This window comes from Chitinophaga costaii, from assembly GCF_900094705.1.
GTDB classification, from domain to species: Bacteria; Bacteroidota; Bacteroidia; order Chitinophagales; family Chitinophagaceae; genus Chitinophaga; species Chitinophaga costaii.
The window spans coordinates 378,513-391,966 of sequence record NZ_FMAR01000001.1 but is presented as its reverse complement, the minus strand read 5'-3'; the positions used below and the strand labels follow the sequence as shown (position 1 = coordinate 391,966).

The 13,454-nt window shown below is 52.7% G+C and carries 10 protein-coding genes; 7 read left to right on the top strand and 3 right to left on the bottom strand.

Annotated features, from left to right (window positions below):
* Positions 1–169 precede the first annotated feature (169 nt).
* Both glmS and GA0116948_RS01340 read right to left on the bottom strand, forming a co-directional pair.
* Positions 170–2,008 (bottom strand): glutamine--fructose-6-phosphate transaminase (isomerizing), encoded by a 1,839-nt coding sequence (gene glmS / locus GA0116948_RS01345; protein WP_089708237.1) that lies wholly within the window; start codon positions 2,006–2,008, stop codon positions 170–172.
* Between the two features lie 209 nt (positions 2,009–2,217).
* Positions 2,218–4,575, bottom strand: coding sequence for a S9 family peptidase (locus GA0116948_RS01340; protein WP_089708235.1), 2,358 nt, complete (start codon positions 4,573–4,575; stop codon positions 2,218–2,220).
* 104 nt (positions 4,576–4,679) lie between these two features.
* Here GA0116948_RS01340 and GA0116948_RS01335 point away from each other — a divergent pair, with 104 nt between their 5' ends.
* The gene (locus GA0116948_RS01335) at positions 4,680–5,237 is read left to right on the top strand and encodes a histidine phosphatase family protein (RefSeq protein WP_089708233.1); all 558 of its coding nucleotides are present in this window, start codon (positions 4,680–4,682) and stop codon (positions 5,235–5,237) included.
* On the opposite strand, the gene mgtE is transcribed toward GA0116948_RS01335, so the two are convergent.
* Positions 5,234–6,625, bottom strand: coding sequence for a magnesium transporter (gene mgtE, locus GA0116948_RS01330; RefSeq protein WP_089708231.1), 1,392 nt, complete (start codon positions 6,623–6,625; stop codon positions 5,234–5,236). The two genes, GA0116948_RS01335 and mgtE, sit on opposite strands and share 4 nt — an antisense overlap.
* Before the next feature lie 163 nt (positions 6,626–6,788).
* Between mgtE and GA0116948_RS01325 the strand changes: the two genes are divergently transcribed.
* From GA0116948_RS01325 to hutG, 6 genes are all read left to right on the top strand, one after another.
* Entirely contained in the window at positions 6,789–7,154 is a 366-nt protein-coding gene (locus GA0116948_RS01325; protein ID WP_240619107.1) for an SET domain-containing protein, read from the top strand.
* A gap of 276 nt (positions 7,155–7,430) precedes the next feature.
* Positions 7,431–7,952, top strand: a complete 522-nt coding sequence (locus GA0116948_RS01320; RefSeq protein ID WP_089708227.1) for a MarR family winged helix-turn-helix transcriptional regulator — start codon at positions 7,431–7,433, stop codon at positions 7,950–7,952.
* Between the two features lie 2 nt (positions 7,953–7,954).
* Entirely contained in the window at positions 7,955–9,520 is a 1,566-nt protein-coding gene (gene hutH, locus GA0116948_RS01315) for a histidine ammonia-lyase (protein WP_089708225.1), read from the top strand.
* Positions 9,498–11,168 (top strand): urocanate hydratase, encoded by a 1,671-nt coding sequence (gene hutU, locus GA0116948_RS01310; protein ID WP_089708222.1) that lies wholly within the window; start codon positions 9,498–9,500, stop codon positions 11,166–11,168. Before hutH ends, hutU begins: the two co-directional genes overlap by 23 nt.
* A gap of 10 nt (positions 11,169–11,178) precedes the next feature.
* Entirely contained in the window at positions 11,179–12,405 is a 1,227-nt protein-coding gene (gene hutI, locus GA0116948_RS01305) for an imidazolonepropionase (RefSeq protein WP_089708219.1), read from the top strand.
* A gap of 36 nt (positions 12,406–12,441) precedes the next feature.
* Positions 12,442–13,431: a formimidoylglutamase gene (gene hutG / locus GA0116948_RS01300; RefSeq protein ID WP_089708216.1), complete on the top strand. Its 990-nt coding sequence runs from the start codon at positions 12,442–12,444 to the stop codon at positions 13,429–13,431.
* The last annotated feature ends 23 nt before the right edge of the window (positions 13,432–13,454 follow it).

The following is a 13,454-nucleotide window of genomic DNA, read 5'->3' as shown; positions in this document are numbered from 1 at the left end:
GTTGTAAGCGTGGTAGTAAAAAAAATCGTCGTTTTGTTTTTGTGCCGTTGTATTTCCGGCGTCAGCACCTGCAAGGCAGGCATTGACGGCAATAGAAACACAATCAACAAAAAACAAAACGACGATCTGCCGAAGGGCCGTTCACCATGGCGAACGGCTGTTTAGTTATTTATTCTACCGTAACGGACTTTGCCAGGTTACGGGGTTTGTCTACATCCAATCCTTTAAGCACCCCAATGTAATAGGCCAGCAGTTGCAGTGGTATCACCGACAGCATAGGGGCCACCAGCTCATCGCAAGCGGGTACTTCTATCACATCGTCTGCCATGCTGCGGATGCTGGTATCGCCTTCGGTTACTACGGCAATGACCTTGCCTTTGCGGGCTTTGATCTCCTGTATATTGGACACTATTTTTTCGTAGTTCGCATCGCGGGTGGCTACAAATACCACGGGCAGGTTTTCATCCACCAGGGCAATAGGGCCATGCTTCATCTCGGCGGCGGGGTACCCCTCTGCGTGGATGTAGGATATTTCTTTCAGCTTCAACGCACCCTCCAGGGCCACGGGGAAGTTATACCCACGACCCAGGAATAGGAAGTCGCGGGCGTCTTTGTATTTGTCTGCCACCTGGCGGATTTGTGCATCCAGCTTCAGCGTGGTGGCTACTTTTTCGGAGATGCTGTCTAGCTCATCCAGCAGGTACTGAAAGCGCTGTTGGGAAATGCTGCCTTTTTCTTCGGCCACTTTTAGGGCAATGAGGCAAAGTACCGCCAGTTGCGCAGTGAAGGCCTTGGTACTGGCCACGCCAATCTCCGGCCCTGCGTGCGTATAAGCACCCGCGTGCGAGAGGCGGGCAATGGAGGAACCCACCACGTTGCATACCCCCAGGATGATGGCGCCTTTTTCTTTAGCGCTTTCCATGGCCACGAGGGTGTCTGCGGTTTCGCCCGATTGGGATACAGCAATGATCACATCGCCTTTGCCTACTACCGGGTTGCGGTAGCGGAACTCCGAAGCATACTCCACTTCCACGGGTATGCGGCACAGCTCTTCAATTATATATTCTGCAATAAGCCCGGCGTGCCAGCTTGTGCCGCAGGCCACAATGATAATGCGGCGCGCTTCTTTGAGCAGGCTGGCATATTCGCGGATGCCGCCCATGGTAAGGGTGCCCTTTTTAGCATCCAGGCGGCCACGCAGGCTGTCGTAGATGGTTTGGGGCTGCTCAAATATTTCCTTCACCATGAAATGATCATAACCGCTTTTTTCAATGGCTGCCAATTCAATGTCTAGTTGCTGTATATAAGGGCTTTGAATTTCGTTGGCAATATTTTTTAGGATCAGTTCATCCTTGCGGATAATGGCAATCTCGTAATCATTTACGTACACCACTTCTTTGGTGTACTCCACGATGGGCGAAGCGTCGGAGGCCAGGAAGTGTTCGCCTTTGCCTACGCCAATAACCAGCGGGGAGCCTTTGCGGGCAGCGATCAGGGTAGTAGGGTCGTCTTCGTCGATGATCAGGATAACGTAGGCACCCACTACGCGTTTCAGCGCTATACGTACCGCTTCTTCCGTAGAATAATGATTGCTGTTTTTAATTTCCCCAATGAAATGAACAAGTACTTCCGTATCGGTATCGCTCTGAAAAGTATGGCCCTGGTTCAGCAACTCCTGTTTCAGTTGCATATAATTTTCGATGATGCCGTTATGCACCATGGCCAGTTTGCCATCCTGCGATTTGTGGGGGTGGGAGTTGCGGTCGCTCGGCTCGCCATGGGTTGCCCAGCGGGTATGGCCAATGGCGATGTGAGCACTGGCGTCTTTACCGGCCACAAAGTCTTCCAGTTCAGACACCTTGCCTTTTTTCTTATATACCTGCAGGCCTTGCTGGCCATACAGCGCTACGCCGGCACTGTCGTAGCCACGATATTCGAGTCGTTTCAGGCCTTTAAGTACGATGGGATAAGCTTCTCGCTCCCCTATGTATGCGACGATTCCACACATAAATGGTGATGGTTTTTTAGTGGTAGAAGCTGCAATATGCTAATTAATTAGGAAAGTTGATCATGAAGATACCATGGCCCGGGCGGGCAGGTATATAAAAATGCACTTTGAAAAACAACGGTAGCAGGATGTGCCGGGTACTGTGTTGGGTCTTTTGTTTTGTTGCCGCTATCCCGCTATGTTGTACTTCTTGCTGCTTAGCTGCTATATCATTTCAGATAGGTGTCAAACAATTTTAAGATGCGTTTATACTCATCCGTCCAGCTGGCAGGGGTGGTGAAGCCGTGGTCTTCGACCGGGTATACTGCCAGCTCCCAGTTTTCTTTGTGCAGTTCTATGAGGCGTTGGCTAAGGCGTACGATGTCTTCAAAATGTACATTGGTATCTACCATGCCATGGCACATGAGCAGGTGTCCCTGTAGCCCCTGGGCAAAGTAAATGGGGGAAGAGCGGCGGTAGGCAATGCTGTCGGTAAAAGGTTCGTTGAGAATGGAGGCTGTGTAGCCGTGGTTATAATGGGCCCAGTCTGTTACCGAGCGCAAAGCCGCTCCTGCGGCTATTTCCCCGGGTTGGGTGAACATGGCCATGAGGGTCATAAAGCCGCCATAACTACCACCGTACATGCCTATACGCTTTTTGTCTATGCCCAGGTTGCTCTCGAGATAATGTGCGGCGTCTATCTCATCGTCGAGGTCTTTGCCCCCCATGTAGCGGTAAATGCCGGTACGCCACTTGCTGCCATATCCCGCACTGCCGCGATAGTCAATATCCATTACCGTATAGCCCTGGTCAGTTAGCAGGTTGTTAAACATGTACTCGCGGAAGTAGGCACTCCACCACTTGTGGGCATTTTGCAGGTAGCCTGCGCCGTGTACAAAAATCACGGCAGCCCCGTTCTTTTTAGCCGGGTCTGGCTGGTACAGGCGGGCATACACAGTAGCGCCATCGCGGGCATGGAAGGTAATGACTGGCACATCGCGCCAGGGGTAGGCCTTAAACGTATCGGAGGCCGCCTGGAAGGTGAGTTGCCGGGGCTTGCTGCCGGGTACGTTTTCCTGTACATAAAGTTCCCAGGGCTTGTTAGTATAACTGTAGCGGTAAGCAATCCATTTTTCATCGGGCGAAAGGCTTACTTCATGTGCGCCCGTCATGGTGGTAATGCGCTGCGGCTCACCCCCGCTCACTGGCATGCGGTACCATTGTTTTTCTCCCGGATGCACCGCATTGGTAAGCAGGTAAAAATATTTTTTGTCGTGCGACAGCCTGGCTTCCTGCACTTCAAAATTGCCTTTGGTAAGGGCCGTTTGCCGGCCGGTAGTGACATCGGTTTTGTACACGTGGGCATAACCGCTGGCTTGCGACATATACCAGCAGGTATTTTCATCCAGCCAGCCCAGGGTGGCATCGCCATACTCCTCGGGATCGTCTATGCCGGGACCGGCCACCCAGGCCTCGTCACGCTGCCGGTCTATGGCTTTGATAACGCCGGTCTGCATATCTACCACACCCAGCCAGCGGTCTTTAAAATCCTGGGAGAAAATATCTACCAGGGCATGGGTGCCGCCCGGCGACCAGTAAGGACCATGTATTACCACGCTGCGGATAGTAGTATCGTGGGTAGCATAGTCTTTTGCATAATCGGGCAGGTCGCGCAGGCCGGGCAGTTGGTCGGTGATCAAGGGTAGCACCGTATCTTGCTGCCGGTCGTATATAAAAGTGGAGTAGGTAGCTAAAGGTTCGCCTACTTTGGTGCGGGAAGGAATGTCTGTGGTAAAACCGGTGGCCGTTACAAAGCGGGTTATCTTGGTAGATTGTGCACCGGTAGCGGGCTTACGTAGCTGGTATACTACAAAACGCCCATCGGGGCTTATGCGGGTATCTGTTACTTCCTTATCGCCGGTATACAGGGTTTTAAGTGTATCGGTTTTAACACTTTGCCTAAATGTTGTGGCGGCCTCGCGCTTTTCCTTATCGTCTTTAATAACATCGAAAAGGGTTTGCTGCTGTGTGTTCAGCCATTGTTCCTGTTGGGTCAGGATTTTAGCTGCAGGCTTTTCCCCTTTTGTAAAATTGGTGAGCTGTGCTGTGCTGCCATCAGCTATGTTCCAGGCGTACAGGTTATCGTTGTCGCTATACACAATGCGCTTATCCTGAAAGCTAAAATGAGGATCGTATTCATCACTGCTGGTGTGGGTGATGCGGGTTTCTTTGCCGGTCTTGTTATCCAGCAGGTAGATGTCGCCCTCCAGGCTATAGGTAATGGCAGTATGGGCTGTATTGTACTGTCCGCGCTGTAATGCCAATAGCCGGGCGCGATCTGTGGGGGCGGTTTTGAAAGGGCTGGCCTGGTTAAAGGGTGTGCCATAGAGCGAATCGTTCAAGGCCTTATCTGGATTCCAGGTGAAATATACCGTTTTATTGTTGGTACCCCAAAACACATGGTCGGGGGAGGTGCCTATCCAGCGGGTATCCTGCATAATCTTTTCCACCGTAAGGGTGGGGGCCTGTTGTGCGCTGGCGGGAAGCGTGGCGCAGCAAATAATGATGCCTGGTAGCCAATTTCTCATTGCAGTATAGTATTTTGGTGCTGGTAAGATACGGCAATGACGTGGCTGTGGGTAGTTGAAATTGGTTGAATGGTTATCTTTATATTTATTTGAATGATGCGATCATGAATATCCTGCACCGTATTACCCTGGGCAGCCTTATTGCAGGCGGGCTCTTTGTGCTGCCAGCCTCCTGCCAGGAGCCGGTAGCAGAGCGACAGCCCATCCCGGTGTCGGAGGATAGTACTTTTCTGACCGGCACCTTTTTCCTGGTGCGACATGGAGAAAGCTTTCCGGGTTACGATACTACACTTACGCCGGATGGGCAATGCCAGGCCGGCGCCCTGGCCCGCTTGCTGCGCGATTCGGCCATCGATAAGATATACTTTACCCACTTTAAACGCGCCATCGACACTGCCGATTCCCTGCGCCTGGCGCTGCGTACCGATACTGTTTTTTATAATGCAGACAGCTCCGGAGAATCGCTGCTATATGAACTCACCCGCCACAACGACTGGGGAAAGCGCATCCTGGTCATTGGTCACCGGCCCGCGCTGCTGCCCATTCTGCGCAGCCTCAAAGCCACGCCTCCTGTAGATTCTGTGCCGGAAAACGCCTACGATGAATTATTCACCGTATACAAAAAAGGCAATACTGTATCCTGTAATGTGAAAATATTTTAAAGCCCCTTTGGAATGGTGCCAGCGTGAAAGATGAAGAAGTAAGCCACGGTAAAATAAATGAGCAGGCCCGTTACGTCTACCAGGGTGGCTACAAACGGGGCTGAAGAAGTGGCGGGGTCAGCGCCCAGTTTTTTTAATAACAAGGGCAACATAGAACCGGAGAGGGTGCCCCAAAGCACTACGCCTATTAGTGAAAGGCCTACGGTGGCGCCAATCAGTGTGGCATGCCCGTGATAGGTATGGAAAAGCTGTTCCCAAATAATGATGCGGATAAAACCAATGCAGCCCAATGCACCGCCCAGCAGCAGGCCGGAGAGGATTTCCCGGCGCATTACCTTCCACCAGTCTGCCAGGTTTATTTCCCCCAGGGCCATCGCTTGTATGATGAGGGTGGAGGCCTGGGAGCCGCTATTGCCCCCGCTGGAAATGATCAGCGGAATAAAAAGTGCCAGCACCACCGCCTTGGCTATCTCGTCCTGAAACACACCCATGGCCGTAGCCGTGAGCATTTCACCCAGAAACAATACGATGAGCCAGCCTACCCGTTTGCGCACCAGTTTAAATAAGGGAATATCCAGGTAAGGCTCGTCCAGGGCTTCGGTACCACCTATGCGCTGTATGTCTTCAGTATGTTCTTCATTGGCAATCCACAACATATCGTCTATGGTTACAATGCCCAGCATCACGCCCCCGTCATCTACCACGGGCAGGGCTACACGGTTTTCCATGCGGAATACCTGGATGGCTTCTTCCTGCTCATCATTGGCATGTAGTGATACAAAGCGATCGTCCATCAACGTATGTACCATAGTCTCCGGTGCTACCAGCAGGAACTCGCGTATGCGGAAATCGTCGAGTAATTTGCCCATACTATCTATCACATAGATCACATCAATGGTCTCTGAGTCTTTGCCATGCTCGCGGATATGATCCAGTACCTGGCGTACGCTCCACTCTTCCCGTACGGAGATGTACTCCGGCGTCATGATACGGCCCACACTATTTTCAGGATATCCCAGCAACGACAGGGTGATCTTACGTTCTTCGGGGTCCAGCAGCTTTAGCAGCTCTGTGAGCGCAGCGCTGGGCAGCTCGCCCAGGAAAGCGGCACGGTCGTCTGCAGGGAGTTCGTTGAGCAGTTCTGCTACCTTACCTGCCGGGAGCGATTGTATAATATCTTCCTGGTCGGGGAAATCCAGGATACGGAAAGCCGCGGCAGCACGGCCTATGGAGAGGTGGCTGATGACAATGGAAGCCTGTTCCGGCTCTTCCCGAACCAGTTCGGCAATGTCGGTAATGAGCTGGTCATCCAGGTACACAGCGAGTTCCTGGAAGTTGCGCTCCTGCACCAGTGTGTCAAATTTTTCCAGTAAGGCCTCGTTTTCCATAGCATTTAACCCGGTGGCGAAAATAAGCATTTATAACTACCAAGGCCGGGCCGGGTATATTTTTTGTATTAACTTTTGAATAAGCATCTGCGTTTCGTTAACTTGCCACCTGTTCGCTTTATTACTACACAGTTTTATTATGATCAAACCGTATTTACACATCATGAAGTCCAAGGGCAGAGGCCGTGGCGTTTTTACCAAAGAGAAAATACCCTCCGGGACCCGGATTGAAACGTCGCCTGTGCTGGTACTGTCTTTCGACGATACGGCCATCGTGGATAAATCAAAACTGCACAACTACATTTTTCTGTGGGGTGCCAGGGAAACCAAGTCTTGTATTGCCTTGGGGTATTGCTCTATCTATAACCACTCTTATGACCCTAATTGTGAATACGAGATGGACTTCACCGAAGAAACCATGAGCATCGTTACGCGCCGGGATATTAAGAAAGGGGAGGAGCTGTACATTAATTACAATGGTGATCCAGAGAACAGCAACCCCGTGTGGTTTGATGTGCGCAAGAAATAAGAAGTTTTCCTTTTTTAAAAGTATGCAACAATCCCGGGGCGTTTTTTGATAACGCCTTCGGGGTTCTTTGTTTTAATGTTTTGCTTTATTTAATGGTGTCAGGAAAGCTTATCATGCGCTTTCCATTCTATTTTGTGGTTGTTCCGCCGCACGCCAGAACAACATTTCCCCCCCCCCCAGAAACTACTATCAAAACATTTTTTTTGGAATTATCCCCCCGTCGCCGTAATATCGTAACAAATATATAAGCGCTTACATAATTTTTAACACCTCGCCATGCGTTTCTATCCCTCCCTTGGTTTCCTGGTTTTTGGCAGCCGCTTGCGACGGCTCAGTGAATACTTTATAGCAGAAGTAAATAAAGTATACGAACAAACTGGTATTCCCTTCGACGCCAGTTGGTTTCCGGTGTTTTACCTGCTTAGCAAATGCCAGCCCCTTTCCCTCACCGAGATCGCGGAAGCATTAGAAGTATCTCATTCTGCCGTGAGCCAGTTAGTGACCAGCTTGCGCAAAAAAGGCTGGGTGAGTACAAAACCCAGCAAAGCAGATGCGCGGAGACAAGAAGTAATGTTTACAAAAAAAGGCCAGGGCCTGCTGGTACAACTGGAGCCGGTATGGCAGGCGGTAACGCAGGCCATGGAAACGCTGGCCGCCGAACATGCAGACAGCCAGCGCATACTGGCGGCCATCGCTGCATTGGAAGCCAGCCTGGATGATAAGCCACTGGCAGCACGTATTGCCGATCAATTAGCGACTGCATCCCCCACTACTTCAACCAACAAAATAATTGCTTAGTTATGCAAACTTTCCAATACGGTCTGCAACCCCTGAGCGTGGGCCTGGCCCTGGACATGGCCGCAGGCCGCGTGCAGGGTGTGCTCGCACCGGAAGCGATGGCACGCATTCGCCAGAGTAAACAATATGTAGACGATATCGTTGCCCAACATACCACGGTATACGGCATTAATACCGGCTTTGGCCCGCTGTGCGATACCAAAATATCCGGGGCAGATACCCGCGCCCTGCAATACAATATCCTTCAAAGCCACAGTGTAGGGGTGGGCGCGCCCATTCCTGGAGAGGTGGCCAAGCTGATGATGATCACAAAAGTGCATGCCCTGGCCCAAGGATATTCCGGTGTAAACCTAGCCACGGTGGAACGTATTCTCTGGCATATCGATAACGATGTAATACCCCTGGTACCGGAAAAAGGTTCTGTAGGCGCTTCTGGCGATCTGGCACCATTATCCCATTTGTTCCTGCCCCTGATCGGACTGGGAGAGGTATGGTACAAAGGCGTGAAAACACCTGCTGCCAGTGTGTTACAGCAGGAAGGACTGGCACCCATTGTACTGGGGCCCAAGGAAGGGCTGGCATTGATCAATGGTACCCAGTTTATTTTATCCTTTGCGGTAAAAGCGGTGCAACGCCTGCACAATGCATTGGAAGCGGCAGACATTATCGGTGCTTTGTCGCTCGAAGGATTGATGGGTACTTCCAAACCCTTTGACCCTAGATTACACGCCATACGGCCTTTCCCGGGCAATCAATATGTAGCGCATCGCCTTAGCGTGCTCACGGCAGGCTCGCAGATTATGTACTCTCATGTAGATTGCGGTCGGGTGCAAGACCCTTATTCGCTGCGCTGCATGCCGCAGGTACATGGTGCCTCACGCACGGCCTGGCTGCATTTGAAAGAGCTAACCACCATAGAGCTGAATGCAGTGACCGACAACCCCATCATTTTCAGCGCCACTGATACCATCAGTGGCGGCAATTTCCACGGACAACCGCTGGCCATTCCCTTGGATTACGCCACCATTGCGGCCGCAGAGCTGGGCAATATTTCAGATAGACGGTGTTATATGATGATTGAAGGCCGCTTTGGATTGCCGAAGTTACTCATTGGCGAGGCCGGGCTGAACTCCGGTTTTATGATTCCACAGTACACCACTGCGGCCCTGGTTACGGAGAACAAAACGCTGTGTTTCCCCGCCAGCGCAGATAGTGTACCCACCTCCCTGGGGCAGGAAGATCATGTGTCCATGGGATCTATCAGTGGGCGTAAGCTAAATCAGGTGATAGATAACCTGGAATATATCCTTGCCATAGAACTGCTGTATGCCGCGCAGGCCGTGGATTTCCGACGGCCACTAGTGTCTGGCCCCGTGCTGGAAGCCGTGCATGCCTATACGCGGCAACAAGTACCTTTTGCAGAGAAGGACCGCATCTTTGCATACGATATTGCCGCCTTGCAAAAAATTATTGCCGATCAATCTTTAGTCCGCATAGCCGATGACGCCGCCCGCATGCATCAACTCACTTTAAACAATGCCTCCCATGAACAGTTTGGAATTTATTAAAACCTATGCAGCACACCCGCATTATAAAGCGCCCCGTGGCACCCAACTGCACGCCGCTTCCTGGCAAACAGAAGCCCCCCTGCGCATGCTGCTTAATAACCTCGATGCAGAGGTGGCCGAGAATCCGGACGAACTGGTGGTGTATGGCGGTATAGGCCAGGCTGCGCGTAGTCAGGAAGCCCTGCAAAAGATCATTGAAATATTGCTCACGCTCGATGAATGGCATTCCCTGCTGGTGCAGTCGGGCAAGGCGGTGGGCGTAGTACGTACCCACCCGCAGGCACCCCGGGTGATGCTGGCCAACAGTAACCTGGTACCCAAGTGGGCCACCTGGGAGCATTTTAATGAGCTGCGCGCCAAAGGATTGATGATGTATGGGCAAATGACGGCGGGCAGTTGGATTTACATCGGCACCCAGGGCATTTTGCAAGGCACTTATGAAACCTTTATGGAGTGTGGCCGCCAGCATTTTAATGGCAGCCTGCAAGGAAAGTTATTGGTTACCGCTGGTATAGGCGGTATGGGCGGCGCACAGCCACTGGCGGCCACCATGGCCGGCGCAGTATTCCTCGGAGCCGATGTAGATGCGGACAGGATGCTGAAGCGCCTGCATACCCGCTACCTCGACCGGATGACGCATAGTTATGCAGAAGCCATTGCCTGGGTGCAGGAAGCACAGGCCAGTGGTAAGGCTTTATCAGTAGGCCTGGTAAGCGACGCGGGTGATATGCTGGCGCGCTTGCTGGAAGATAATATTATACCCGATATACTTACCGACCAAACCTCCGCGCATGATCCGCTGCATGGTTACATCCCTAACGGTCTTAGCCTGGAAGAAGCCGCCGCACTACGCCTGCGCGATGCAGCGGCCTATCGCGCGTTATCTATTAAAAGCATGGCCCGGCATGTGAATTATATGCTGGCCCTGCAACAAAAAGGGGCGGTGACGTTTGATTATGGCAATAACTTGCGCGAGTTTGCCCGCGAAGGCGGCGCAGCTCAGGCGTTTAATTTTCCCGGCTTTACGCCGGCCTACATTCGTTCCCTGTTCTGCGAAGGCAAAGGTCCTTTCCGCTGGGTGGCACTTTCCGGCGATCCGGAAGATATTTATACCACAGACCGTGCATTGATGGAACTATTTCCCGAAAATACCGCGCTGGCCAACTGGCTCACTAAGGCGCGGGAAAAAGTAGCCTTTCAGGGGCTGCCTGCCCGCATTTGCTGGCTGGGTATGGGCGAACGGGAAAAGGCAGGACTGCTATTTAATGAATTGGTACGTAGTGGTAAGGTGAAAGCGCCGATCGTAATAGGCCGCGATCACCTGGACTGCGGGTCGGTGGCGTCGCCCAACCGGGAAACGGAAGCGATGAAAGACGGATCGGACGCGGTGTCCGACTGGACTTTGCTAAACCTGATGGCCAATACCGGTGGTGGCGCCACCTGGGTATCCTTTCACCACGGGGGCGGTGTAGGAATGGGCTACTCCCAGCATGCCGGCATGGTGGTGCTGGCCGATGGTACAGACCGTGCAAAGGAGTGCCTGGAGCGGGTTTTATACAACGATCCTGCCCTCGGCATTTTCCGCCATACCGATGCGGGCTATGAAAAAGCTGCCGAAGTAGGCAAACAATTTGGCCTGAACCTTTAACTGAAAATGTATGTTACTCATTGGCCCATTTGCACAAATATTACCCCTCACGGATATGCCTATACGGGGTCCGCTGCAAAGTAAACACCTGCGCATTATAGAAAATGGCGGTATTCTGGTGGCGGCGGGCAGGGTGGTAGATGTAGGCCCTTTCCAGGAACTGCAGGCCCTGCATCCGGATAGCGAGGTACAGTTTATCGATACCCCCTGCGTGTTGCTGCCAGGGTTTATTGATTGCCACACGCATATTTGTTTTGCCGGCCATCGTAGCCGCGATTATGCCATGCGCATTGAAGGACAGTCTTACCTGGACATAGCAAGGGCAGGCGGCGGCATATGGGACACGGTTACCCAAACCCGCGCCGCAACAGAAACTACACTGGTGCAGGAAGTAGTGGCCCGTGCGCAAAGACATTTGCAGGAAGGCGTAACTACCATAGAAGTAAAGAGTGGTTATGGGCTTCAGGCGGAAGGCGAACTAAAAATGCTGCGGGCCATCCGCACGGCCAATGCACAAACACCGGCCACACTGGTCAGCACCTGCCTGGCCGCCCACTTACTGCCCAAAGATTTTGCCGGTACGCCCAGCGCCTACCTGCAATGGATAAACACCGGTTTGCTGCCGCAAATACAGCAGGAAGGATTAAGTAACCGCGTAGATATTTTCGTGGAAGAAACGGCCTTCTCCGCAGCAGAAGCCTTGCCCTTCTTACAAGCCGCTTCCATCGCGGGTTTTGAGCTTACCCTGCATGCCGACCAGTTTACTGCCGGCAGTGCGCAACTGGCCGTGGCCGTGCATGCCCGCAGCGCCGATCACCTGGAAGCCAGTAACGATGCGGCTATCCAGGCCCTAGGACAATCAGACACCGTGGCGGTGGTATTGCCCGGTGCATCCCTGGGCCTGGGCATGCCCTATGCCCCGGCACGCCGCCTGCTGCAGGCAGGTGCTATCCTGGCCATTGGGAGCGATTGGAACCCCGGCTCTGCCCCTATGGGCGACCTGCTGGTACAAGCAGCTGTGATGAGTGCCGCAGAAAAGTTATCTTCGGCTGAGGTATTTGCAGGGCTTACCATCCGCGCGGCACAAGCCCTTGGATTGGAAAACCATGGCGTACTGCGGTACGGCCACTTCGCCGACTTGCAGGCCTACCCGTGCGCAGATTATCGCGACATCCTATATTACCAGGGCAAAATGAAACCCGTGAAGGTCTGGAAGGAAGGCGTGCAGGTAGTATAAGCGCAGGGCCGGTCTTTTTTCTTTTAATACAATGCCATGAAACATTATCATCCTCCCATTGCCTGGACTGGTCGCACAGACGGCTTCTCTGCACCTTTCCTGCGCTGGCACCAGGTGATACAGCCTATAGACCTGCGGCAGCAGTCTCTCCCCAAACTCGCTGCCGGGCAGCTAGGCATTGCCCTGCTAGGATTTGCCTGCGACGAAGGCGTGCGCCGCAACAAAGGCAGGGTAGGGGCGGCCCAGGGGCCACAGGCCATCCGCACGGCCTGCGCTAATTTTCCCGTACATTTTTCCAACGCGCATTGCCTGCTCGATGTAGGCAACATTACCTGCGAAGACAATGATCTGGAAGGCGCACAGGCTGCCCTGGCCCTCACCGTGGCAGCGTTGCTGCATGCCGGCTTTCAGCCCCTCCTGCTGGGCGGTGGTCATGAAATTACCTACGGCCACGCTGCCGGTATTCACCAGTATTTGGCCAACCGCCAAACGCTGGGCATTATTAATTTTGACGCCCACTTCGATATCCGAAAGCCCGATGACGCAGGCCCCAGCTCTGGTACCGGCTTCTGGCAGCTGGCCACGGAAAGCTACGTGCTACAACGCCCCTTTCATTACCTGGCACTGGGCATACAACCCATGGGCAATACAAAGGCCCTGTTTCATACCGCCGCCGAATACGGGGTACAATATGTACCGGCTGATGCCTTTCATTTTTCAGATACCGAACTAACGCTTAGCACCCTACGTAATTTTATACAGCTTACCGACCGCATTTATTTCACCACCTGCCTGGATGTGTTCTGTGCCGCCCACGCTCCGGGGGTGAGCGCTCCGGCTTATAACGGCATACTGCCCACCGGCCTGGCCCTGCAATGTTACCGTGAAATATTACATAGCGGAAAAGTAATCAGTACCGATATCGCAGAGCTAAACCCCGTGTACGATAGTGATGCACGCACGGCCCGCCTGGCTGCAGCCCTGGTCTTTGAAATAGTGGCTGCGTTATTAAGTGTGGAATACTAACTAGAATTTGCTAATTTGCTGGC